The organism is Candidatus Methylobacter oryzae (assembly GCF_003994235.2).
Classification (GTDB): Bacteria; Pseudomonadota; Gammaproteobacteria; order Methylococcales; family Methylomonadaceae; genus Methylobacter_A; species Methylobacter_A oryzae.
Genome location: NZ_RYFG02000121.1, coordinates 221,709 through 246,622 on the forward strand (window position 1 = coordinate 221,709; position 24,914 = coordinate 246,622).

At 50.8% G+C, this 24,914-nt stretch carries 24 protein-coding genes; 5 read left to right on the plus strand and 19 right to left on the minus strand.

The annotated features are described in order from the left end of the window. Positions 1–27: 27 nt before the first annotated feature. Positions 28–1,041 carry an isocitrate/isopropylmalate dehydrogenase family protein gene (locus EKO24_RS21770; protein WP_143733354.1) on the minus strand — a complete coding sequence of 338 codons (1,014 nt, stop codon included), beginning with the start codon at positions 1,039–1,041 and terminating at the stop codon, positions 28–30. A gap of 182 nt (positions 1,042–1,223) precedes the next feature. Between EKO24_RS21770 and icd the strand changes: the two genes are divergently transcribed. Then, entirely contained in the window at positions 1,224–2,522 is a 1,299-nt protein-coding gene (gene icd / locus EKO24_RS21775) for an NADP-dependent isocitrate dehydrogenase (protein ID WP_143733356.1), read from the plus strand. A gap of 274 nt (positions 2,523–2,796) precedes the next feature. Continuing rightward, complete coding sequence (locus tag EKO24_RS21780; protein WP_143733358.1) at positions 2,797–3,240, plus strand: PilZ domain-containing protein; 444 nt, start codon at positions 2,797–2,799, stop codon at positions 3,238–3,240. Positions 3,241–3,246: 6 nt separating this feature from the next. Here the strand turns inward: EKO24_RS21780 and EKO24_RS21785 are convergent, their stop codons facing one another. Further along, positions 3,247–3,627 (minus strand): YajD family HNH nuclease, encoded by a 381-nt coding sequence (locus EKO24_RS21785; RefSeq protein ID WP_143733360.1) that lies wholly within the window; start codon positions 3,625–3,627, stop codon positions 3,247–3,249. A gap of 181 nt (positions 3,628–3,808) precedes the next feature. Between EKO24_RS21785 and dnaQ the strand changes: the two genes are divergently transcribed. Further along, positions 3,809–4,552, plus strand: a complete 744-nt coding sequence (dnaQ, locus tag EKO24_RS21790) for a DNA polymerase III subunit epsilon (protein WP_143733362.1) — start codon at positions 3,809–3,811, stop codon at positions 4,550–4,552. 163 nt (positions 4,553–4,715) lie between these two features. On the opposite strand, the gene EKO24_RS21795 is transcribed toward dnaQ, so the two are convergent. The 17 genes from EKO24_RS21795 to EKO24_RS21875 form a co-directional block, all read right to left on the minus strand. Next, positions 4,716–6,512, minus strand: coding sequence for a DEAD/DEAH box helicase (locus EKO24_RS21795; protein WP_143733364.1), 1,797 nt, complete (start codon positions 6,510–6,512; stop codon positions 4,716–4,718). A gap of 235 nt (positions 6,513–6,747) precedes the next feature. Beyond that, positions 6,748–7,701 carry a tetratricopeptide repeat protein gene (locus EKO24_RS21800; protein ID WP_143733366.1) on the minus strand — a complete coding sequence of 318 codons (954 nt, stop codon included), beginning with the start codon at positions 7,699–7,701 and terminating at the stop codon, positions 6,748–6,750. Positions 7,702–7,770: 69 nt separating this feature from the next. Beyond that, positions 7,771–8,382 (minus strand): methyltransferase family protein, encoded by a 612-nt coding sequence (locus EKO24_RS21805; protein ID WP_143733368.1) that lies wholly within the window; start codon positions 8,380–8,382, stop codon positions 7,771–7,773. 75 nt (positions 8,383–8,457) lie between these two features. Further along, entirely contained in the window at positions 8,458–9,423 is a 966-nt protein-coding gene (locus EKO24_RS21810; protein ID WP_143733370.1) for a type II secretion system F family protein, read from the minus strand. A gap of 6 nt (positions 9,424–9,429) precedes the next feature. Further along, a complete protein-coding gene (locus EKO24_RS21815; protein ID WP_143733372.1) occupies positions 9,430–10,407 on the minus strand; it encodes a type II secretion system F family protein in 978 nt (325 codons plus the stop codon). Between the two features lie 5 nt (positions 10,408–10,412). Beyond that, positions 10,413–11,819 (minus strand): TadA family conjugal transfer-associated ATPase, encoded by a 1,407-nt coding sequence (locus EKO24_RS21820; RefSeq protein WP_143733374.1) that lies wholly within the window; start codon positions 11,817–11,819, stop codon positions 10,413–10,415. Between the two features lie 2 nt (positions 11,820–11,821). Next, entirely contained in the window at positions 11,822–13,012 is a 1,191-nt protein-coding gene (locus EKO24_RS21825; protein WP_143733376.1) for a CpaE/TadZ family protein, read from the minus strand. A gap of 619 nt (positions 13,013–13,631) precedes the next feature. Further along, the gene (locus tag EKO24_RS21830; RefSeq protein WP_143733378.1) at positions 13,632–14,114 is read right to left on the minus strand and encodes a TadE/TadG family type IV pilus assembly protein; all 483 of its coding nucleotides are present in this window, start codon (positions 14,112–14,114) and stop codon (positions 13,632–13,634) included. After that, positions 14,111–14,563 (minus strand): TadE/TadG family type IV pilus assembly protein, encoded by a 453-nt coding sequence (locus EKO24_RS21835; protein WP_143733380.1) that lies wholly within the window; start codon positions 14,561–14,563, stop codon positions 14,111–14,113. Before EKO24_RS21835 ends, EKO24_RS21830 begins: the two co-directional genes overlap by 4 nt. Next, entirely contained in the window at positions 14,560–15,801 is a 1,242-nt protein-coding gene (locus tag EKO24_RS21840) for a TadE/TadG family type IV pilus assembly protein (RefSeq protein WP_143733381.1), read from the minus strand. Before EKO24_RS21840 ends, EKO24_RS21835 begins: the two co-directional genes overlap by 4 nt. Positions 15,802–15,826: 25 nt before the next feature. Continuing rightward, positions 15,827–16,381 (minus strand): lipoprotein, encoded by a 555-nt coding sequence (locus EKO24_RS21845; RefSeq protein ID WP_143733383.1) that lies wholly within the window; start codon positions 16,379–16,381, stop codon positions 15,827–15,829. Positions 16,382–16,394: 13 nt separating this feature from the next. Then, positions 16,395–17,948, minus strand: a complete 1,554-nt coding sequence (locus EKO24_RS21850) for a type II and III secretion system protein family protein (RefSeq protein ID WP_161990644.1) — start codon at positions 17,946–17,948, stop codon at positions 16,395–16,397. Positions 17,949–18,200: 252 nt separating this feature from the next. Beyond that, positions 18,201–19,016: a Flp pilus assembly protein CpaB gene (gene cpaB / locus EKO24_RS21855; RefSeq protein ID WP_143733387.1), complete on the minus strand. Its 816-nt coding sequence runs from the start codon at positions 19,014–19,016 to the stop codon at positions 18,201–18,203. After that, positions 19,003–20,388: an ATP-binding protein gene (locus EKO24_RS21860; protein WP_196240046.1), complete on the minus strand. Its 1,386-nt coding sequence runs from the start codon at positions 20,386–20,388 to the stop codon at positions 19,003–19,005. The genes cpaB and EKO24_RS21860 overlap by 14 nt, the downstream gene beginning before the upstream one ends. Next, the gene (locus EKO24_RS21865) at positions 20,381–20,950 is read right to left on the minus strand and encodes an A24 family peptidase (protein ID WP_143733389.1); all 570 of its coding nucleotides are present in this window, start codon (positions 20,948–20,950) and stop codon (positions 20,381–20,383) included. Before EKO24_RS21865 ends, EKO24_RS21860 begins: the two co-directional genes overlap by 8 nt. Before the next feature lie 859 nt (positions 20,951–21,809). Further along, positions 21,810–21,992 (minus strand): Flp family type IVb pilin, encoded by a 183-nt coding sequence (locus EKO24_RS21870; protein ID WP_143733391.1) that lies wholly within the window; start codon positions 21,990–21,992, stop codon positions 21,810–21,812. A 281-nt stretch (positions 21,993–22,273) separates the two neighbouring features. Beyond that, positions 22,274–22,456: a Flp family type IVb pilin gene (locus EKO24_RS21875; RefSeq protein WP_143733393.1), complete on the minus strand. Its 183-nt coding sequence runs from the start codon at positions 22,454–22,456 to the stop codon at positions 22,274–22,276. 861 nt (positions 22,457–23,317) lie between these two features. Here EKO24_RS21875 and dapA point away from each other — a divergent pair. After that, positions 23,318–24,193, plus strand: a complete 876-nt coding sequence (gene dapA, locus EKO24_RS21880; RefSeq protein WP_143733395.1) for a 4-hydroxy-tetrahydrodipicolinate synthase — start codon at positions 23,318–23,320, stop codon at positions 24,191–24,193. An 8-nt stretch (positions 24,194–24,201) separates the two neighbouring features. Then, positions 24,202–24,864 (plus strand): outer membrane protein assembly factor BamC, encoded by a 663-nt coding sequence (bamC, locus tag EKO24_RS21885; RefSeq protein WP_143733397.1) that lies wholly within the window; start codon positions 24,202–24,204, stop codon positions 24,862–24,864. Positions 24,865–24,914: the final 50 nt, after the last annotated feature.

The following is a 24,914-nucleotide window of genomic DNA, read 5'->3' on the forward strand; positions in this document are numbered from 1 at the left end:
GCGAGGCGCGCGAGAACGATGTGCGGTTTATTTCATCGCCTCAACAATCGCATTACCCATTTCAACGGTTCCGCAGTTTGACTTCGGATTCAAATCCGGAGTAACAAACTTACCTTCGTTAACCACTTTTTCAACCGCCGTTTTGATTTTAATGGCCGCTTCGTGTTCGCCAAGATGCTCCAGCATCATCACGCCGGCCATGATCACCGCAGTTGGGTTAGCCAGGTTTTTGCCGGCAATGTCCGGGGCGCTGCCGTGTACGGCTTCGAATAACGCCGCGTCGTTGCCGATATTCGCGCCGGGAATCAAGCCCAGTCCGCCTACCAGACCGGCCGTCAAGTCGGATAGGATGTCGCCGAACATATTCGTACAAACAATCACGTCGAACTGCGACGGGTCCATGACCATGTGCATGCAGGCCGCATCGATGATTTTTTCGTCGAATTGAACGTCGGGATAACGTGCCGCGGTTTCTCGGGCAACATCCAGGAACAGCCCTTGCGTGAATTTCAGGATGTTGGCTTTATGGCAAACGGTGACTTTTTTACGATTATTTTCTTGCGCGTATTTAAAAGCATAATCGATCACGCGTTGCGAACCGGTTTTGGTCACCACGGCCAGACTTTCGGCGATGTCTTTTTTAGGGGTTAAATAATGTTCAAGCCCTGCGTAAAGACCTTCGGTATTTTCCCTGACAATCACAATGTCGACATCGTCATAGCGGGTTGTTACGCCGGGCCAGCTTTTGGCTGGACGGACGTTCGCGTACAGTTCGTATTTTTGGCGCAATGCTACATTAATACTTCTAAACCCGTTACCGCCGACAACGGTCGTTAACGGGCCTTTAAATGCCAGGCGGGTTCTGTCTATCGATGCCATGGTTTCATCCGGCAGCGGCGTGCCGAATTGTTCAAAAGCAGCCAAGCCGGCAAAAGCTTCTTCCCATTGGATTTTTACGCCGGACGCGTCAATAATTTTAACAGCTTCATCCATTATCGATGGGCCAATTCCATCACCTTTTATCAACGTAACTGCGTGCATTCATTTCTCCAAGTTTAAAAAAACAGATTAACCGGTGAATTATAGTGCTTTAGGCCGGTATTTATCCAGTTACAGTGGCAAATCGCCAGCCTTTTGTTATGATGCGTTAAGTCCCGCAGAGGCGTTTTAAACGACGTCGCTACCTTAAACAACATTGCTCAATATCATTTGAAGGAGTTGTTATGGCTAGTCTCACACTCAACCCACCTGCAAACGGCAGCGCTATTACGATGCGGAACGGCAAGCTCGCCGTGCCGGATAACCCTATTATTCCTTATATTGAAGGCGACGGTACCGGCCCGGATATCTGGCGTGCTACCGTTCGTGTCTTGGATGCGGCTGTTGACAGCGCCTATTCCGGGCAAAAGAAAATTCACTGGATGGAAGTGTACGCAGGGGAAAAAGCCCACCGCTTGTTCAATACTTGGTTGCCCGATGAAACCGTCGAGGCTTGCAAGAATTACCTGGTGTCGATTAAAGGGCCGTTAACGACGCCGGTAGGGGGAGGGATCAGGTCTTTGAATGTGGCTTTGCGTCAATTGCTGGATATGTATGTCTGTTTGCGGCCGGTCAGGTGGTTTCAGGGCGTACCGTCGCCGGTAAAGAATCCCGGCGCCGTCGACATGGCGATTTTCCGGGAGAATACGGAAGATATTTATGCCGGTATCGAATTCGAGCAAGGCAGCGACGAGGCAAAGGTTTTTTTAAACTTGTTAAAAGAGCATTTCCCGAAACAATACGAAAAAATCCGCTTCCCTGAATCGTCCGGCATCGGCGTCAAACCGGTGTCGCAGCAAGGCACGGAACGCCTGATCCGTGCGGCTATCGACTATGCGATTGCGAATAAACGCAAGTCGCTGACGATAGTGCATAAGGGCAATATTATGAAATATACCGAAGGGGCGTTTCGTAAATGGGCCTATGATTTAGTCGAGCGGGAATATACGGAACATATCTATACCTGGGAGCATTGGGAGAAAACACGTGCCGAGTTCGGCGTAGAGGCTGCGAATAAGGTCCAGGCCGAAGCGCTGGCGACAGGGCGCATCTTGGTTAAGGACTCAATCGCCGATATTACCTTGCAGCAAGTTTTGACCCGGCCTGAAGACTTTGACGTAATCGCGACGTTGAATTTGAACGGCGATTATTTATCCGATGCGCTGGCCGCGCAAGTCGGCGGCATCGGCATTGCTCCCGGCGGCAATATCAATTATCAAACCGGCACGGCTGTTTTCGAAGCCACGCATGGCACGGCCCCGAAATACGCCGATCAGGATAAAGTTAATCCCGGTTCGTTGATCCTGTCCGGTGAAATGATGTTGCGTTATATGGGCTGGACCGAAGCCGCCGATGCGATCATTAAAGCAATGGATGCGGCCGTCTCCAGTAAACGGGTGACTTACGATTTTGCCCGGTTGATGGAGGGCGCGACGGAAGTTAAATGTAGCGAATTTGCCGATGTATTGATTGGAAATTTGTAACTGTTCAGCCACGGATTGGCACAGAGGCACACAGGCGTAAAGTTAGATAAAAGGTGAAAGCTCGTGTCGACGCCAGTTTAGTCCTGCGTCTTTCACCTTATCCGTTTAATCCATTGCTGAAGTTACGAAAATTTAAAGCTTAGGTAGTGCTACGAATAGATGGTACTGGGCTTTTGATTTTATCATTGAGAACAGTTGGACTTTACCAACTTGTTCTCAATGGATTAATGATCGAAAGAATCGGGACAAATCAAACGCATCCGGAGCAGGCGCTATGACGGCACGACAACAAGTACGTTACGAAAGGGATGATATCAGTGCCGTTCTTAAAAAGACGTCTGTTTTCTTGAATAAGGAACAACCGGTAAAAATCCTTAACATCAGTAAACAAGGGATTGCGATTTGCAGTAACCAGATGTTAAAGAAAAATCATCATCTCAAAATAAAGCTTTGTTTTATCAAAGGCGATAGTTTTTGCCTTGAAGGGCAAGTTATACATTCGTTTGCTAAACCAAGTTATTCGGAGAATGACGAGTTTATAGAATTGCTTTTTGAAGGATCTACCATACCTATCGCGTTGCCTTTTAAATACGGCATCCATTTTAAACAGCATTATCCCCAGTTCAGGGATTATTTGATTGAATCCGGTTGCAAGAACGGCTTTGAAGTTCAACGCCAAGGATTCTATCAACGGCAAAACCGTTTTAGACAATTCTGATACGGATCACTTCTTAGTGTTCATCAGGCTTTTCAGGTCCGCGAACGGGTTGTGCGTGGCCGCCGGTGAGCTGGATTTGCCGGTTGACGAATCGCCAAAGCGCATCTCTTCATACCTTGAATGCTCGTTATCATGGCAATAAAGACACAATAATTCCCAGTTGCTGCCGTCGGACGGGTTATCGTCATGGTTATGGTTCTTATGATGAACGGTCAATTCCGACAGGTTTTTATGATCGAATTCGCGAGCGCAACGGCCGCATACCCAGGGATATAACTTTAGAGCCTGGCCGCGATAGGACTGCTCCCTGAGTTCCTGGTTGCGCCGCGCATCGGTTACGATTTGATCCAGCTTGCTTTTATCGGGTTGAGTTTTTTTGATGGTCATAAAAATATCTTCTGTGTAGTTTACGGCTTAGCCGTGTCAAGTCTGTTTAATTAAATTCTAACAGAAAAATATTAAAGGATAGAGACCTGCGTTGGCTGATGGGGGGGGAAAAATTAGTAAGTAATGTCAGCCTAAAAATTTTATACTTAAAAAATAATCAATAAACGTTTTAAGGTGATACGTGGGTAGACGAACATTTACAAACCGGCTGATAGTCCTCGATACCGAAACGACCGGGTTAAATCCGCAGGAAGGACATAGAATCATTGAGATAGGCTGCGTGGAGGTGGTTAACCGCCGTCTGACGGGCAAGCATTTTCACGTTTATATTAATCCCGAGCGGATAATCGATGCCGGAGCTATTGAGGTTCACGGCATTACCAATGAGTTTTTGCAAGATAAACCGCGCTTTGCCGATGTCGTTGAAGACTTTCTTGCATTTATCCGGGACGCCGAGCTGGTTATTCACAATGCGCCGTTTGACGTCGGCTTTATTAACTATGAATTTTCGCGCCTCGATAATGGAGCCGGCGACGTCACTGACTACTGCAAAGTATTCGATACGCTGACTTACGCCAGGAAGAAGCATCCCGGACAGCGTAATAGCCTGGATGCGCTGTGTAAACGTTACGGGATCGATAACAGTCATCGGGATTTGCACGGCGCGTTGCTGGATGCCGAGATTCTGGCCGATGTATTTTTATTGATGACCGGCGGGCAATCTTCATTGCTGGATGATGAAGTGCAAAAAAAGCCGGAAGAGCTGGCAGTGAGCAAGGAAATTAAATATTTGTCGACGGACCGCCCGGCGTTAAAAATCATCCGCTGTACGGAACAGGAATTAGACGAGCATCAAGAGCGCTTGGAGGCTATTGAAAAGGCCAGCGGGGGATGTCTTTGGAACAAATTGGATGTCGTTAATTAAGAATCGGCGTTACGCACAGACATTGTTACTGCACGAATATGCTTAACTCTCGGCTTAAATAGGAACAAGAAAAAAGCTCGTCCACGAAAACCACGAAAACCACGAGATAAATCAATTTGATATTTTTCGTGCTTTTTGTGTTTTTCGTGGATCAATCGCTTAATTATTCAGCTTTCGGTTTTGCCCGTCTGGACGTGGAACTCATCCTTTTTTTGCTTTTATCGACTTTTTTGGCGCCGCCATCGTCCGGTTTTGCCGCTTTTTTTGAGCTTTCGTCCATTTTGGAGATGTTCAGTTGCTGACCGGCCACCCGCACTTTTTTCAATTCCTGGAATAATTCCTTTGGCATGCCTGCCGGTAACTCAACAGTGCTGTAGTTGTCCTGAATCCTGATGCGGGCGATATGATCGCCGTCAATGCCGGTCTCATTGGCGATAGCGCCGACAATGTTGCCGGGCTTGACGCCGTGATTGTGGCCGACTTCAATGCGGTACATTTCCATTTCAATATCCGCTCCGCCGCCGAATGCGCGTTTCGGTTTGCGCTCTCTTGAAGACCGCTCCGATCTTGACGGTCTGTCGTCCCTGTCTCTGGAAGGTCTGTCTTCACGGCTGTCCTTGGCTCTTTTGGGCAGGTTTTGCATTAACAGCGGCGTGTCGCCTTGAACCAGCTTTGCCAGTGCGGACGCTATTTCCAACGCGCTGACATTGTGTTCTTGTTGATATTGTTCGACCAGTTGGCTGAAAAAGCTTAGTTCTTCGGCGGCCAGCGTATCGGTAATGTTTTGTTTGAAACGGGAGATACGCTTGTTGTTAATGACTTCGGTTGAAGGCAAGCCCATTTCTTCGACTTTTTGCTTGGTCGCTCTTTCAATATTGGACAGCAGGTTTCTTTCCCTGGGCGCGATGAACAAAATCGCGTCGCCGCTACGTCCCGCGCGGCCGGTTCTGCCGATACGATGCACATAGGATTCGGTGTCGTAAGGAATGTCATAGTTGACGACGTGAGTGATACGGTCTACGTCCAGTCCGCGCGCGGCAACGTCGGTCGCAATCAGAATATCCAGTTTGCCGTTTTTCAAGTTGTTAATGGCGCGCTCGCGCAAGGCTTGCGACATGTCGCCGTTAATCGCCGCGGCAGAATAACCGCGCGCTTCCAGCTTTTCGGCCAGCTCAACGGTTGCGGTTTTGGTTCTGACGAAGATAATCATGCCGTCGAATGTTTCGACTTCAAGGATGCGCGTTAATGCGTCCAGCTTATGCACGCCGCTGACCAGCCAGTAGCGTTGACGGATGTTTTCGGCCGTTGTGGTCTTTACCTTGATAGTGACATGCTCGGGTTCATGCAGGTATTCCTGGGCAATTTTACGGATCACAGTCGGCATCGTTGCGGAAAATAATGCGATTTGCCGTTGTTCGGGGATTTGCTCAAGAATCCATTCCACGTCATCGATAAAGCCCATACGCAGCATTTCATCGGCCTCATCAAGAACAAGATGGGTCAGCCCGTCCAGGTTCAACGTGCCTTTACGCATATGATCCATAACCCGGCCCGGCGTGCCGACAACCACGTGGGCTCCGCGTTTCAGTTGGCGCAGCTGGGTGCTGTAGTCTTGTCCGCCGTAGATCGGCAGAACATGAAAGCCTTTTAAATGCGCGGCATAACGTTGGAACGCTTCCGCTACCTGAATAGCCAGTTCGCGAGTTGGCGCTAGAACCAAAACTTGCGGGTCTTTTTGCTTGATATCGATCCGCGACAAAATAGGTAACGCGAACGCGGCGGTTTTGCCGGTTCCTGTTTGCGCTTGTCCCAGAACGTCTTTGCCTTTCAGTATGAGCGGGATGGTTTGTGCTTGTATGGGTGAGGGTGTTTCATAACCGACATCGTTCAGCGCTCTTAGCACCGGTTCAATCAGCGCTAAATCACGGAAAGAGGGTAATGTAGAAACATCGTTGGACATGGATTTACCTGTTGTAGATATAGAAATGCGCGTAAGCGCGGAGAAATGTGTTTGTTTATCAGAGCATTATATCCCACTGCGTTAATATTTGCAGAAAATTATCGGGATATGTGGCAGGGAAGGGATATAACAAAGCGTAACGAGAGTGGCGTTTTGCGCGGCGTTCACCCGCAGAGCCATAGCAAGTAAACGCCGTTGTGACGCTAAAATCCAAGACCATTGACGCGCATATTGCTCAGTTATCGATAGCATCCAGCCGTTTCAAGTTCTCGTTGGCTTGCTTGTGATACGTCGGCGATAGCGAAATCGCTTTTTGAAAATACTCGTAAGCCGCCGGCGTCCTGTTATTGACCATGTAGATATAGCCAAGATTGTTATAAGCATCGGCTTCGTCCAGTACGTGCATAAACGCTTGAATGGCTTTTGTATCGTTGCCGAGGCGAGCATGCACCAGGCCTTGGTTCAGCCAGGCGGAGTCGAATTTGTCGTCAAGCTCCGACGCCGCGTTAAATAGTTGCATTGCCCTCTGCAAATCGCCGGAGAGATATTTGGAATAGCCAAGGTTATTTATCAGCATTGGCGTATTGGGCTTGGCTTTCAACGCATTTTCATAATATTGCGCAGCATGCGCATAATCGCCCTCCTTATCGGCAATTAATCCTAGGCCGTTATAGGCCCGCCACAGGCCGGCATCGATGTTCACGGCCGCGGCCAGCGCTTGTTTGGCTTCGTCCTGCCGGCCGCTCTTCAGTTGAATCAGGCCCAAGCCTTCCAGTGCATTGGCATTTTTCGGTTCCAGTTTTAATGCCAATTGGTAGGCGGATTCCGCCGGTTCGTAATTGCCTTTTTCTGCATGGATTTCGCCTATTTTGTCGAGCGCGTCCTTGTTGGTACTGTCAAACTCAAGCGCCCTGACATAATAATAAAGCGCTTCATCCTTGTTGCCTTGCTGTAAGAATTGGTTCGCGCGATTCATCGCCGACGGAGAGTCGGCCGCGATTTCCTGTATCTGATGGACGAGCGCCGCTTTGTCGTCGTATAGCTCGCTGATTCGAGGTTTTACCGGTATTGACGTTGAAGTACAGCCTGTTAATAGCGCGCTTGTATTTATAAATACCAAACAGAACAAAATGCCACGCAAAGGATAAGAGAACATACTGTTTGGATTGATCAATTGAATGCTAGTCATGAAAACGTTCCTTTCACTTGTAATTATCTAAAAATATCCGGATGGTCATTCCGGTTTTGCATGGCGCAATCACAGCAGGCCGGGAATAAATCGATAACGAGTGCACGACATATAAAGCTTATAGCCGGGATCATTGATTAAAAAGTTCTCCTCAATCCGGCTTCTGGAGTATTGCATTGAAAATAGCAATAACAGTAACAAAAAGTTAAAGGCGCTTTGATTGGACAGGACGTAGCCGGTAAAGAAAATCAGTTCCGAAGCATAGAGAGGATGGCGTACGATTCGATAAAAGCCGCCTTTTTTAATGCCCCTATTGGCGGGAACGATCCCCATGCTGCCCCTGAGCGACAGTAGCGAGCCGAGGATAGCTAATATGCCGATAATCTGTAAAAAGAAACCGGCATCTAGGAGTCCGGCTAAAAATGCCTCTTGGGTTGGACGATATAAAAATGGCAGAAGTGTGGTAACAATGCTGATTAACCAGGCGAATGGAAGTTCGATCAGGGCGTTGGGTTCATTGCGGATAAAGTAAAGGGCCAATATTAGTCCATTGACTAAGACGATACCGAATGAAAATAAGGAACCGGTTTCTTGATAATTTTTAATAGTAGCAGTACAGAGAATGGTGAAAAGCGCAATGCCAAGTAGATTACCGAGAGAATACAAAATTTTTTTTAACATGAACGTCTCCTGTTAATTGGATGTAAGGTGTTTTATAACCCCGGCATCTGCCAATCGGAAGTAGGCCGCAGGTTGTTAGTGTCCTCCGCCTGAAAAGACTGCTATCGCTTTAATAACGGCTGGGCCCATCGCAATAATAAAAAAACCGGGCATTACACAAAAGACCAGCGGAAAGATCATCTTGGTGCCGAGCTTAGCGGCTTCTTCATCCGCTTTTTGCATACGCTTATCCCGGAACTCCTCGGAATACACCCGAAGCGTTTGCGAAATACTGGTGCCGAAGCGCATGCTCTGGGCTAAAACCGTGACCAGCCCTTTGATGTCCTCCAGGCCGGTTCTGCGGGCTAGGTTCGCCATGGCTTGAGTCCTGTCCACGCCGGCCCGCATTTCGGCGGTGACCAACAGTAATTCCTCAGCCAAAACCGGGTGAATATCGGCAATCACCTGGGCTACCCGGAGTATCGCAGCGTTAAGGCCCAAGCCCGCTTCCGTACAGACCACGAGCAAGTCGATCGCATCGGGCAGGCCGTTCCGGAGTGCGCGCTGCTGCTTGGCAATTCTTTTATCCAGGTAATAACTGGGCACAATCATGCCGAACATGCCGGCCATAACGGCGCCCCAAATAATTTTTTTCGGTTCGATGTTTGGAAATAACGGGTACGTGAGCAGGACCAATACGGGTAGCGAGATCATCGATACTAGCCGGATAAAATAATAAATGACCAAGCTGTTACGGGAACGGTAGCCGGCGCGGATCAGGCGATCAATCGTGCTTCTTTGCAGGTCCCGGTTATGCGGAAGCACAACATGCGCGAAACGGTCCAGTTTTTCGGCCCAGAGTTCCAGCGAGGATGGCGGCGCCGTTTCTTGAACGACCAGTGTATCCAAGCGTTTTTTCACCGGGTCCAGGCGCCGGGCCAATATCAATAGACCGGCCATGCCGAGCGAAAAAATCGCGGCTGCCAGCAGCAAGGCGGCGCTGCTTCTGGCGACGTCGGCATTGTTCATTAAATTCAACAGGGTTTCTATCGTAGGGTTCATGGCTAATCAAATCTCCAGCGCAATCAGCTTGCGTATCCAAAAATTACCGACAACTTGTAAGACAAGCCCCCACAAAATTACTTTTTGTCCGGCCGGGTCTTGCGTCAAGGTCGCCATATAATCAGGGTTGATGATTGAAATCCCGGCAAATAAAGCGAACGGAACCATAGCCAAGACCCAAGCCGACATCCGCGCCTCGGCGGTTAGCGTTAACACGCGGCGTTGGAAGCGGAACCGGCCGCGGATCAACTTGCTGATGTTTTCGAACGTTTCCGCCAGGTTGCCGCCGGTTTCCCGTTGCACCAGAACCGTGGTTACAATCGCCATCAGCGACATGCTGGGCACGCGTTCCACCATGCTGTGCAGCGCCCAGCGCGTATCGACGCCGAAATTGATTTCGTCGAAAGCGATGCGAAATTCCTTGGCGATAGGCTCATCCATTTCCGCGGCGACCAATTGCAGCGTTTCATTGAACGGATAACCGGCCCGCAACGCGCGCGTGATTACATCCAGCGCTTCCGGCAATTGCTCTTCGAACTTAGCGAAGCGTTTGCCAAGATCGATCTTCAATTTCATGAAAGGAAGTACGCCCAGAATCAACATGCCTGCCGGGACAAACAGCCAGTCGTGACTCAGCATCCAGGTAACCAAAGCGCCAATCAAGCCCAGCGAAAGGCTGAGCAGAACCAGCCGGTAGGCAGGGAAGTCGTGCCCGGAGCGTTCGATGAAAGTTTCCAGCCGTTTCATGGCCGGTAGCGATTCGAGCCAGCTTTCAAACGGCGATAATTTCTTGAAATATTTCTCCCGGACCAGCGATATTTGATGTTCGGGTTGCCGATCATCGCTAAGAACGCCCAGCCGCTGTTTCAAGCGCTTGCTTTCTTGCCGCCCGGTCCCGAAAGTCGGCACGACAATCGATTGGGTCAGCAGGAATGCGGCGCCGAATACCAGGCCTAGAAAAATCAATAAGGTGTCTTTGTCCATGAATATTATCCGCCGTGGTCAGGGTCAAACAGATTGAACGGAAGGTCGATACCGCGTTTCTGGAGACTTTCATGAAATTTCGGCACGATGCCGGTGGCTTTGAACGAGCCCAAGATGTTGCCGTGCGCGTCGACGCCTTTACGCTGGAATTTAAAAATTTCCGACATCGTAATCACGTCGCCTTCCATGCCCTGGATTTCCTGGATGCTGATCAGTTTGCGCTTGCCGTCTTCCAGCCGCGACAATTGCAACACGACATTGATGGCCGAGGCGATTTGCGTTCGCACCATCCGGGCCGGTAAATCCAATCCGGTCATTGCGACCATGTTTTCCAAACGGCCCAACGCATCGCGCGGCGTATTGGCATGCACGGTTGCCAATGAGCCGTCGTGGCCGGTATTCATCGCCTGAAGCATGTCGAAGGCCTCGTCGCTGCGCACCTCGCCGATGATGATCCGGTCCGGGCGCATACGCAGGCTGTTCCGGACCAAGTCGCGCATCGATACTTCGCCTTTGCCTTCGATATTGGGCGGCCGCGTTTCCAGCCTGATCACATGCGGTTGTTGCAGTTGCAGTTCCGCCGAATCCTCAATGGTAATGATGCGCTCGTTCGCCGGAATATAACTGCTCAATACATTCAGCATCGTCGTTTTACCCGAACCCGTGCCGCCCGAAATAAGGATATTCAACTGCGCCTGGACGATACCGATCAACATATCCGCCATGCTTTGGGTACAGGCGTTCAATTCGATCAAATCCTCCATCCGCAGGCGGTCCAGCGTAAAGCGCCGGATCGATAAGCTAGGGCCGTCAATCGCCAACGGCGGAATGATCGCATTGACGCGCGAGCCGTCCTTAAGGCGGGCGTCGACCATCGGCGAAGACTCGTCGATGCGCCTGCCCACCGACGAGACAATGCGGTCGATGATGTTCAGCAAATGCGCATCGTTTTGGAAGCGCAACGGCGTCAGTTCCAGCTTGCCGAAACGTTCCACGTAGATTTTGCCGCTGCCGTTGACCAGGATGTCGGCTATGGTCGGTTCGACCAGCAGCGGTTCTATCGGGCCAAGCCCGAGAATTTCGTCTTCTATCGATTTGGCGAGAAATTGACGGGCCGAGACGTTCAGCGGTACCGCCAGTTCGTCCATGATCCGTTCGGCCAGTTCGCGAATCTTGTTCCGCGCCTGGTTTTTATCCAGGCGGCCGATTTGGGACAGATCGATCATCTCCATCAGCCGTTGATGAATTTTCTGCAACCAGTCGCGCTCCGGCTCGCTGAGCGCCCTGACCGCCAACGGCGGAACGGTTTTTTCGGCTGGCGGCGGTGAGGTTATTTCATTGCCGCTTGCAGCGGATAGCGGCGGTATTTCTTCAGTAGCGAAGTGTCCGATAATCCGGTTTTTAAGGCCCATAATTAAGCTCCCGAGAATAGTTTGAGGACTTGCCTGAACATGCCTTGATTGGCCTCATGCCTTTTACCGCTAAGCGTCCCGGCCAGTTTCCGTATTGTCTTGGTAACTGCCGAGTTGGGGGCATGTTCGGCAATCGGTACACCCAGGTTGGAGGCCATGTGTAAGGTTCTGTAATCGTTGGGCACCACCACTACCGATGAGCTCAACGCTAAAACGCGCTCCACATCGTTAATGCCGAAATTATTATGGCGCTCGTAACGGTTCAAGACCGGAACGATTCTTTCCAGCGGCAGTCCCAAGTCCTGGGTTATGATCTGGATCATGCGTTGCGCGTCCCTGACGCTGAAAAGCTCCTGTTGCATCACGACAAGGATATGATCGGCCTGTTCCAGAACCAGGTTGAAGACCGGATCGATCAGGCGCGGCAGGTCGACGACCAAGTGCTCGTAGCAGCTCAGCGCCAGTTCGAGCAGGCGTTTAAGGCGTTTTTCATCGATTTCCCCGGGCAGGACGATCTCGCGCTCGGGCCTGTTCAAAACGTGCAAACCGCTGTCATGTTTAGCCATATAGCCGAGCAGCGCGGTTTGATCGAGGGACTCGATTGCAGCCAGCGCGTCGACAAGGTTTTGCGGGGAATCAAGCCCCAAGCGCAGGCATTGCGTGCCGAACTGGAGGTCCATGTCCAGCAATAGCGTTTTCATATCCTCTTGAGCGGCGAGCGAGTAAGCCAGCGCACAAGCGATAGTCGAGGCGCCGGCCCCGCCTTTCGCATTGACGACTGCCGTCAGCGAAGAATGATCGTTGACGTCCTCTTTCAGTATTTTGCGTACGGATGCCAGGGTGTCATTAACAAGCTGCGGCCCCATGATGAAGTCGCGGGCTCCTGCCTGCATAGCCATCCGCATCAGCCGGGGCGCATCGAATGCAGTGCCCTGGTCATAAACAATCAGACTGACAGGGCAGGCCTGCTTGCTCTGTTTGGCTAAGGCTTCCAGTTCCATCTCTGCCTTAGGGCCCAGAAAATGGATTAACACATCGGTTTCAAGATCGGCGCCGCTTAAAAATTCATGAGCATTGCCGTTCAAAATCCGGGACTGTGCTTTGACGCCGGGAAGCTGGCTGATCATGCCCTGAAGGATGGCGATGTTAGCTTCGCTATGGCCGGTCAATAGTATTTGATTGGTTCTATTCATAGGATTCAGCCATGGGTTAGGTTTAGGTTGTTAATGCAATTCTCTTGTTCTCACTGAGCCCGTGGGAACGAGAGCGAAATTTTTCCTGTTTTTCTTGTTTCCACGCGCCGCGCACATCGTTATACACATCTCAACGTAGTCGGGAATAAGCCTGTCCGCGCGTTAAACGCAGGATAGGCGTTTTCTCGTTCCCACGCGCCGCGCTCATCGTTATACACATCTCGACGTAGGCCGGAATAAGCCCGCCCGGCGACAGCAAGGGTTGACGTTACCTACATGGATGTAGGTAAGGAGCGTGAGCAGGAGCGGAAGCTTTTCCGGCAATCGGGATGCCGGAAACACCAATTCTCGCTATCGCTCGAACCGGCTTATTCCGGCCTACGTCCTGCAACGTCTTGCCTTATCAGAACGTTGCCGGTTAGACCTTCCAGGTTTTTAAAACCTGGAAGGTCTGCGACACTTGTGTATAAAGACGAGCGCGCCGCGTGGGAATGCAGTGCAGGACGCGCTGCGTCCCGTATACGCCAGACGTTGATCATGATTCGCGGCGCAGCGCGCCTTGACTGCATTCCCACGGAGCCCGTGGGAACGAGAGCGAACTTTCCCCGTTCTGTATTATTCATGGGCATTGCGTACTGCCTGCGCCATCCGGTACAGCACCTAGGCTTTCGCGCGGCAGTATTGTTTCGAATTGTGGGGCGGTCAGCTGCATGCTAGGAAGGCCGGGGAGCAATGCCGGAATCAACAGTGTGTGTTGAAATCCCACAATCCTTACGCGGGCATAGCGAATATCGTTAAAAATGGCCGTAACCGCACCGGTCTGATCCAAATACTCGGTGACAACGTTGGAGCTGTTCAGCCCGGGCACTATCGGACTGGCTCCAGCTGAGCCAGGGGCGTTGAATACCGTGACGTTGGCTATTGACGCGTGATCCACCGGACAAACAACGGCCAAGCGTGCGCCGCGGCGTGTGGCTTCGGTCAGCGTGTTCCAGACAAACAGAGCCCGGGCGAATTCGATAACACCGAACAGCAGCACGAAGAACAACGAGGCCACCAAGGCGAATTCGACAATGTACAAGCCTTTCTGTTGGTTTCTCATATCGCCCTCATGGTGCTGGTGGCAGTTAAGACAAAAGGATTAGGAAGCGCGGAGCCGAACCAACCGAGAATGCCGGCTAAAGGATTTCCCGGTAAGAAAGTAAAGGTATAGCTGCCTGTGACCGTCACATAAGTGCCTGTCGCCCCAATCACCGTCACGGGATCCGGGATAGTATAGGAACCGGGTAGGAGAGGTGTTCCTGTCCCGGTCTGTCCATACTTGACCAGATTTTTGGCTCCTGTAATGTCATTGCTGTTGAAAACTTGTGTGGAATAGTAACGCGCGCTGTCGCGCACAGCTTTGGACAAAGTGTTGTATTGAAATAAAGCACGTCCCATTTCACTGACCCCCAGCAGAATCAGCAGCAGGACGGGGGCGACGATTACTAACTCAATCATTGCTATCCCACGTTGACGGCAAATACTGTTAAGTTGCGTTCTGCTGTTCATGAGTCTGCCTTTCCAAAATCTTTATAAAGAATGATGGTATGGGGTCCCGGTCCGATGACTGGATTGGGCCCTGGAGTCGAGCCTTGACCAAGGCAACCTGAAGAAAGGAACTCTGCGAATATTGTCTGCGTATTGCCTGTATGCGTAGCTGGCTGTGTCAGAAACATGCAGGCAAGGCCCAGAAGAGGCAAATCACCACTCCCATTGACAGCTGTCGAACAATCGACCACAGGTACAGCCACTAAGCGACGAGGTGGGTCAGACTGGGCGGTAGGAGTTGGAAGATCCCAGTTATGTGTAATTCTATCGGTCATATACTGACTGTAAGTATCTGGGTAACCGGAACCGCCCGCATCAATGATGACGTCAGGTTTGTAGACGGAAGTATCAATACCGCCGCAACCTGGAGGGGGGCAATTGAATCGTGTATTCAATCCCTGCGCATTCGGCCCTACATTGTTTCCCGGTTTAGTCGGTATGGTATCGCCTAGCTTCGCACAGCCTTTATAAGCTCCAGCCATGCTGTCACGGACGCAATTGGCGCCCGATCCGCAGCCGACATCGACATTCCCGAAATTGCCGTTTCCGATCGGGCCTTTGTTTTTCGCGTCGAATTTCAGTTGTACCTCCTGCCCAGCAGTATAGCCATAGTTGTTCGTCGGTCCTCCTGTGCCGCAGGGTGCAACAGGTAAAATCTCTGGACAGATCAGCCCGGGACTCGGTCCTGCCACGGCTCTTGCGCCAACTGGGACACTAGTTAATCCAATGGCTTGGAGCATCCATGTAGGTTGAGCGAAATCGGAAGCGCTCACGCCCACGCGAACGAAGCGGGGATTTACACCTCCTCCGAAAGGATTCAATGTATCGGAAAACTCGACGGTCACATTGCCAATAGCGATATTCTGTAGTTCGGCATTGCCTGAGTCATTCGCATTAATCGTAAACGCATTTTGTGCTGCTATCGTTGCCGTTGCAGTGCTGGCAGTTTCATCCAGTGTTTTAGCGCCACTGAGTGCCGCTGCATCCAGCGCATTTTGCATCCGGGTTTTATTCAGATAGCTATGTCCCATATCCAAGGCAAGTCCGGTCATAGCCAGCAGGGCTCCCATCCCAATCGCGACCAGCGGTAAAATGGCACCCTGTTGGCCGACTGCCATGCGACGAGGAAGGCTTTTAAATAACCGGTAGCCGGTGTGGGGTAAATCGTAGTGAATGAATAATCGGTCTTTTACTTTCATAATGGCAATCCCAATACCGCGACACTTAACGCGCCGCCCCTCCCGAACCGCCAAGAATCGAAATATTCGGCTGGCCGTAGGTGGTGGTATGGCGAAGGTCTTCTCTCGGTACGAACACGAGTCCGCGATAAGTCTTGTTTAGCACGGAATCGGTTTTGTCTCCGTCCATGCCGTCCGGCAGCAAGGCGTCGGGATTTTGGGCTTTATCGGGGTTATAGATTTGGTTGCTGACCATATTGCGCACTGATGCACCGTAATTGGCCTGGGTACGTACCGGGTTGCTGCTCCACGCCGAGCAACCGCTTAAGGCCGCCAGGCTGACCGCCAATAGCACGCTACGCCTCATGTTTATCGTTTCCTTGCTCCGGCGTATCTTCCGAAGCGTGGGAGCCATTGGTAAAACGAATTCATCAACAGGAGTGCAAGCTTTGCTTGCGCCGGCAGGCGAAGCCTGCACTCCAGCGGGCGCTACGTTGGCTCCAGGTTGAAATGCCGGAACGCTTGATAAGCAATTGGTATTTTTCCGGGCAATGATTTTGTCCTCATAATCGTCCGCTTGATGGTGTTTTATGTCTTTCATGGTCGTCCGCTCCTTAAGGTTGTTGTCCGAAATGGCCGCGTAAGCCGCCGGTGTAGGTTTGTCCGGTGTTGACGCGGGTTGGCGTTTTGCGGCCTTCCGTCCGCCCCATCAGGTAATACTCAACATCGCTGGGCTCGATGTATTTGTCGGTAGGAAGTTGGATATTGCCGGGTATGATCGGCTTGACCAAATGCGGCGTAACGAAAATGACCAATTCCGTCTCGTTCTTCAGGAATTTCTGGCTGGTGAACAGCTGTCCGAGCACCGGTATGTCGCCCAAGCCCGGAAATTTTGAGATTGTTTCGCGCATGCTGTCGTTGATCAGGCCTGCGATGCCCAAAGTCTGTCCGTCATTCAGCTCCAATGAGGAATTAGCGCTACGCTTGGTCAATGACGGGATAACGAAATTACCGTTGCCTGCCGGCAGCACGACGGCATTGTCGGCGGATATTTCACTGACATCGATATTCAGCTTCATGCTGATTCGCCCGGTATCGAGTACCACCGGAAGAAATTTAAGCATCACGCCGAACGGCTTGAACTGGATCGTGACGGTACTTGCGCCGCCAACGCCCATGTTTTGCGGCACCGGAATAGGGAACTCGCCGCCGGACAGGAAATCCGCGTCCTGGCCGGAAATGACGGTCAGGTTCGGTTCGGCAAGAATCTTCGCCAAACCGTTTTCCTTGGCCGCATTGATGACGGTCTTGACGGCGACATCATGACCGATGAAACGGAAAAACATGCCGTAGGGGTTGATCGTGCTGGCTCCGACTGCTGCCGCATTGGACAGGGCGCTGACCAAACCGTCGCCGCTGATTGCGCCGGAACTGAAGTCGCCGCTGCCGCCGATGGCCGAGAAATCGACTTTAAAATCGCGTGCCAGACGACGGTCGATTTCCGCTACGGTCACGCCGAGCATGACCTGTTGCGGACCGCCAACCTGCATCAGGTTGATGACCTGGGTCGCTTGTCCTTGAGGAGCTTCCGGTGAAGAGCCGGGCTGGCGGCTGCCAGCTCCTGCCCCGGAATTTTCAACGTAGGTTCCGGATTTGTAGTCTGAAGGTTGCTGCTCGCCCCGTAAGAGAAAGGTTTCTGCGACTTTATAAATAGCGTCCATTTTTTGCGGGCCGGATACTTGTCCGCTCAGAACAATGGAGCCTTGCGACGACAGCACCTTCGGAGATTCATTAGGGAACAGTTCGTGCAGCTTGGCTTTAAGCCCGTCCAGGTCGTGGGTGACTTCCACGTCGAGATTGCGGCCGCAGGGATCGTTTCTTTTTCCGCACAGCAGGACGACATTGGTGCTTCCCAATTTTTTACCAAGAATATAGAGGTGAGTCGGGTCCAGGATTTTGACGTCGGCCACGTCCGGATTGCCGACTGTGACATGGTCGATAGCGGAAGGCAGAGTCATGAAGCTGGCTTTACCCAATGTGACCCTGGAGGAATCGTTTGCAGAAAGATTGAATGGCACGCCTGCCAACGCCAAGGCGGTGAATAGTCCTGCGCGGCGTAACAGGATGCTGCCTTTTGAATAGGCAATGGGTTTAATCGGACTGGTCATAATTGACTCCCTGAATCGTTTTTTATTGTTGTTTAGTGTTGCGCTCTCGTTCCCACGCTTGAGCGTTGAGCGAGTTAGACCTTCCAGGTTTTTACTGGAGCCGCTCCCGGCGACTCCAGCACTTCTGACCGCCATGGACGGAGGAAATGCCGTCATATTTCCGGTCTAACGCAGGTAAGGGGTACAGCATCCGCGAGATATTCGTGTATAACGACGAGCGTAGCGCGAGGGAACGAAATATCAAATTCATAGTTAAATCTGCTGTTCCAAGCAGGCTTGGCCTTTGCATTGGACTTTGCTTTGGCTCATTCCCCGAGTGACTGTGAATGTTTTGCCGGCAGGCGCTTCGGTCTTCGGCAGCGGCAGCACTGCTATCGCGGTCACTGTCTCCGGTTTGTCCAATACGGTCCTGTCGGTCGGGTTGCGCAGGGCGAGCTGAATCGAACCGTCCATCTGCGCTTTGAATACGTCTTCGGCTTGATGCGGCGCCATCTCCAGCGTGACGGAACGGACCACAATCGGCTTGTTCTTTTCGCTTGTCGATTCCTGGTCGACGGCCAAGACTTTGACGTCCTGGACGATAGTTTCCGCGCGAACTTCTTCATTCATGCCCGGCAGTTTCTTGGCAGCCAGTACATCGACGTGATTGTCCGGCAACAAAAATCCTCCGACGCCGCTGACGTCGTTGACCCTGACGGTGAAGGCGCGCTTGTTTTCGGGAAAGCCCAGCGAAAATATATTTCCGCCTTCCGGGTCGACGACGCGGCGGGTATTTAGCGGTTCGTCGGTAAACACGTTATTAATCGCGACTTTGCCGACCACTTGGGACTTGTCGGTAAACATATCTTTGGTGACGGTGTCTTTCGGCCAATCTTTTTCAGTTACATCGTTTTCGCCGACTTCTTTCCATTGCGGAATATCCATTGAAGCAACAATCACCTTGCTGTATTGCAGCGGTTGAACGGTGTTACTGCCTAGGGAATTAACCCAGCGTTGTGCGACAAAAACCGCGCCAACGGCCAAGACCAGCGCCATAACAAAGAGCATCAGCGTTCTACTGTTCAACATATTTTGTTCTCCTTTCCATTAATGGGGGTTGGCTATTGGGGACGGACAGTTTGAAAGTCTCTGCCGGTTCAGAGGTCGGGCGTACAAAATAACTGTTCCAGGCGCGTTCGAGACGTTTGATCGTGACTTGGTCCGGGGCGCCTTCATAACGGCATTGATCCATGACCAGGCTCAACAAGTCCCTGGGTTGGCAAGGTAGCAGCGGCCTGTCTTCCCGGCGGTAAAGCTCCAGCACGTAACGGAAAGTCGTCGCGTCAAAGGCGATGGCGTGTTTCTCGCAGACCTGCCGCCAGATGGCTTCGTATTCGTCCTGACGTAGCACTTCGAAGCGAACCTTGTAACCGAGCCTTCGCAAAAAAGCCTCGTCGGCCAGTTCGAGCGGATTCAGGTTGGTTGAGAACATCAGCACGACGTCGAAAGACACCGGAAAGCGGGTTCCGCTTCCTACGGTCAAATAGTCCCGTTTTTGCTCTAGCGGGACGATCCAGCGGTTCAGCAAGTCCGTCGTTTCGATGCGTTGCCGGCCGAGGTCGTCGATCATGTAAATGCCGTTGTTCGCTTTTAATTGCAACGGCGCGAAATATTGTTTAGTTGTTGCGTCATGGGACAGTTCCAGCATGTCCGAAGTCAGCTCGCCGCCGGTCAGCACCGACGGACGGCGGCAGCGGACAAAACGCGGATCGTGGCTGCTGTCCATTATCAGCCTGTCCGATTTATTCTCGACAGCCAAAGGATGGTGAATCGACGGGTCGAAGAACTGCACGACATAATCGCCGACCGCCAGCGCGTGCGGAATCAGCACTGAATCGGTCATCAGATTGAGCAGATGCGTGCCGATATAAGTCTTGCCGGTGCCCGGCGGGCCGTAGACGAAAATAGGGCGGCCCGAGTGCATGGCCGGACCTAATTGGGCAAGTATCGAGTCGCGGATGACCATGCCGTTAAAGACCCGGGCCATGTCTTCGTTTGTGACGATGTTTTGATGTATCGATTGCGATTGCACGACTTTTTCATACAGTGCCAGCGGTACCGGCGCGCAGCCTACGTAACCGCTTTTTTGCTGGGCATCCAACGCAACGGCGCGCCCCCGGTCCGTTAAAACGTAACGTAGCAGCGGGGAATTGGGGAGCGGGCTGAGTATTTCGATATAGCCGGACGTGCGCATGAAATTCAGCAGGCATTCCAGAACCAGCCAGGCCAACGCGGTGCGTTCGACCAGTTGTTGCTGGTTAAGGATGCCGCCCCAGTAGAAATGCTTGGCCAGCAGGTCGCAGAGAAAATCTTGTTCCAGCCCGGTTTCGGCAAGGTTTCGAGGCCTCGGGGCGATTTGCCGGACCGCTTGATCGCCAAACGCAAATGTATCGTTATACATGAACACCTCCTATTAAAAGATCGAGAAAAGTATCCAGCCGGCCGGCCCATGCCAGTGTTGCAAAGGTTCCGAGGGCGATGGCCAGCGCATAAGGAAAAAGCAGTGTCGAGGATTCCTCCTGCTCGGGCGGCACATAAGCAACCCTGCCTGTCAATAACAGGCATTTCGCCATTGCCCCGTAGCGGCGCAGGTAGTTTGTCAGTCCGCCTTTCGCGGCCAGCAAACCTAAAGCCGCAACGGCGCCTGCGCCGGTCGTCAACGCCACGGCGAGCAAGCTATACGGCCATCCGAGAAAGATTCCCACCGCCGCCATCAGCTTGACGTCGCCGGCGCCCATCCAGCGCATTGCATAAAAAGGTAAAAGTAAAAATAGCCCTATGCAGAATCCGCCTAGGCCGTTTAGAAATCCGCTCCATCCGTATAACCAGCATTGAAAAACGATGCCTAGTAAGGCTGTACTCACGGTTAAGACGTTGGGCAGGCGGTGGCGCTTTATGTCGATAGCGGCAGCCGCTATCAAAGCGATGAGAAGAACTGCGGTTGGCAAGTTATCCAAGGTCATGTTTACACTCTTTATTTATTCTTGTTTTATGGTGCGAACGATGCCGTTGTTCAGGCGTTCGCGTTAAATTTTTTAGATTTGCGGCTCAAAAGATGAACTTGTTCCTGGGGAGCGTTTTTCCTTATAAGGAAAAATTGAGGATTTTTTAAGTTCAAATTGATGTTGCTAAATTAACAGAGAAGATGTGTTGAAAAAATACGTACCACTACCTACGGATTGAAGATTTTTTTATAAAAATAATTATTTAAAAATAGTGGTTTAGATGATTTTTTGCGGTGGTTTTCGATAAGAGGCATGGAAGCTTTTTGAATTTAAAGGAAGGTGAGTTTAGAGGTTAATGATTAGGTGGTCGGTATCGGAAATATAGGGAGGGGACGATGTCGCCATCTTGCTCCCACGTAGCGCGTGGGAACAAGATAATTTGAACAGTGTTGCTGGTTCCCAAGCAGGTGTTTGGGAACCAGCGTAATACGTACCGATATTTACGAATTGATGATTTTTACCAAAATAATTTTTTAAAAAAATATTGGCTTAGAGAGATTTTGCGATAGTTTTTGACAAGAAGGACAAGCGCTGCCGTACCTGCGGGCGGTGTGTGAGAAGGGCGAACGAAGAACGGTTCGCCCTGAAAAATCAATAAAGATAATGTTCGCCAGGATAACTTGTGCTGGCGATGGGGTGGGTTTTATCTAGAGTTAAAAGTGAGCCTTTATTGAGCAGGCGCAGCAAAACTGTTTCGCCATTTCGCATTTCTTAGACGGAAATGTATAAATATGGCCGATCCAAAACTTCGCTAAGTAAACCGGAATAAGGCCATTCGAGCGCGTAGCGCTAAGTATGTGTTTCCGGCGGTTCGTGGTTAAGCTGCTGGCGTTATAGCTGTAGTGATAGAGGTGATTTTGGCCGTAACGGCAGTTCCAAGGCCCGTGAAAGCGGTAACTGCTGCTGCGGTTATCAACGATCCCGCTACCGCGTACTCAACCATGGTCAGGCCGGTTTCTTCTTGCCAAAAAGCTTTCAATGCTGTGTTTAATTTTTTCATGATGATTCTCCTAAAATAAGCAGGCCAAAATTGTTTATCCAATTGATACACGACCTGACTGTATCATTGGAGGCGTTAAGTTAACCGATACCGGTTGGTTTAACGTATCTTCCAGATCCTTTCGATTCGTTCAAGACGGGCACAGATCGATTGGCTTTGGAAAAATCAATAGAAACAACAGCAGTCATCTCTGTGTCTGGTGGATTAGATCGGCTCGAGCTTAACAAGCCAGTGCCTTTTTGCTGTCTACAACTAAGCCCCCCTATCACCTCGCATTGGGATTAGGCTGCTGCCGTTATAGCTGTAGTGATAGAATCAATTTTAGTCGTAACGGCAGTTCCAAGGCCCGTGAAAGCGGTAACTGCTGCGGCGGTTATCAACGATCCCGCAACCGCATACTCAACCATGGTCAGGCCTGCTTCATCTTGCCAAAAAGCTTTCAACGCTGTGTTTAAATTTTCCATGATAATTCTCCTAAATGAATAAGCAGGTCGAAAATTGTTTGCCCCACTGACACACGACCTGGTTGTGCGCGAGGTTTAATTCCCTTTATAGACTTCTCCGATGACTTCAACCGGATCAAAAACCGATTAAATTCTTTCAGTCCTAACGCTTGGAATAGCAAATCTATCCCGCGCCATTCACTAGCCGAATGCATTTATATGGCTCGGTGCTTAATTGACAAACCAGCGAATTAAAGGCTTAGAGTCATCGCAATTCTAATAAAGCATAGAATCCGTAAATTCAGGCCGGCTTTAAAAGCACTGCTTAAGCAATCGAGCTAAAGTTTCCGGTATTTTGGAGTGCAAGCTTCGCTTGCAAAGTAGGCGCTTTAGGTGAAGCACGCACTCCCGCTCTGAACCTTAGCCGGAAACTTATATTCAAGCACTCACGCCGGGGCTTTTTATCAGTAAGTTGAAAAAGCCCAGTCTCAATACGACCTCAAGTTGGGATCAATTTTATATAAAAAAATCATCGGTTCCATTCGTGAGAATACCTAGAGCCGGCGAATTTAAGACGATAACATTTAATCAACTTCTTTATGCAGGATAAGTTGCGCGAGTCGTAGACCTTCCGGGTTTTAAAAACCTGGAAAGTGATTGCCGGAATAAGTATGCATCGATAGATAGTTGTGTATGAAGAATATGGGCGTAGTGCATGGAGGCAAGATACAGCATTTCCCGCAAATGCGCGCGGAGCTTGGGGCAGGTTAGTCTCATCCCGGCTAAATATAGGTAAAATTACGTATCAAGCTGAGTTTTACTTATTTGCTTGTTATAATGGTTTCAATTTTGTAACAGTATTAATTCCGATCGAGAGATTTCATGATTCAAGGTAGTATCGTAGCTTTAGTAACACCGATGGATGCAAGCGGTGCAGTGGATAAGGAGAGCTTGAAAAAGCTGGTGGAATTTCACATAGCGGAAGGCACCGACGCCTTGGTTGCCGTTGGCACTACAGGCGAGTCGGCGACGCTGGATGAGCATGAGCATTGCGATGTTATCAAATGCGCGGTCGATTATGCCGGCGGCAGAATCCCGGTTATTGCCGGAACCGGCGCGAACTCGACGACCGAAGCGATCAACCTGACCCGCTTGGCTAAAGAAGCCGGCGCCGATGCCTGCCTGATCGTTACCCCGTATTACAACAAGCCGACCCAGGAAGGTTTGTACCTGCATCATAAAGCCATTAACGACGCTGTCGATATTCCGCAGATTTTATATAACGTGCCGGGCCGTACCGCTTGCGACATGCTGCCGGAAACCGTAGGCCGCTTGTCTCATTTGCAAAACATTGTCGGCGTTAAAGAAGCGACGGGCGATTTGTCCAGGGTTAAAAAAATCCGTGATTTGACCGGTGACGATTTTGCAATCTATACCGGCGACGATGCGACCAGCCGCGAGTTCTGCCTGCTGGGCGGCAACGGCACGATTACCGTGACCGGCAATGTCGCGCCGAAACTGGTGCATCAAATGATCATGCTGGCGATAGCCGGCGACGCTGAAGCCGCTTTAGCGATCGACGAAAAACTGGCCGCGCTGCATAAAAACCTGTTTATTCAGTCAAACCCTATTCCGGTTAAATGGGCTGTTGCCGAAATGGGCTTGATGGGTAAGGGCATACGCTTGCCTTTGACCTGGTTAACGGAAGATTGTTTTGATGCGGTGCGTGATGCAATGCGTCAGGCTGAAGTTATTTGACAGCGATTATGAAAACTAAAATCAGGCCGTTCATTATTGTTGCTGTTTTGGTCAATGTATCGGCCTGCACTTATATAAAAACGCTATTTCCGGATAAAGAAAAAGATTATCAGTTTACGACTGAAATTCCGCCGTTGACCATTCCTCCCGATCTTGCGGGCGATGCCGGGGCCAAGCTTCCCACGCCGGCTCCGGCTCCTGCTCCATCTTCGGTTGCTGAAACAGCCGAGGCCGCTGTCGCCGCTCCGTCAACCGAAGAAGCCCCGTCCGTCGAACGAAAATCGATTCATGTCGAGCTGGTTGATGCCGATCAAGGCACAAAGCGGCTGCGTATCAACGCGCCGTTATCGATGGCGTGGCGGATGGTTGGCAAAGCGTTAAGCAGAAAATCTATTGAAGTCACTAACCGTAACCAGGAAGAGGGACTGTTCCGTGTTCAATATGACGCGAATAAACAGGCAGTGGAAGACGGGTCTGTTTGGGATGAGGTCAATTTCTTTTTCGAAGGGCTGCAAACCACTGAACGGGAATATATTCTCAAGCTGGTGGAAAACAATCGTCAGACCGAGGTTGTTGTGATGGATCAAGACCAAAAACCGGTCGCCGATAGCACCAGTTTAAATTTATTAACGCTTTTGCACGATACTATTAAGGCTGATTTGGCTAAGTAATTTATGAGGTAAAAGGAGCAAGGAAAAAGCTAAAAGCCGAAACCTGCATC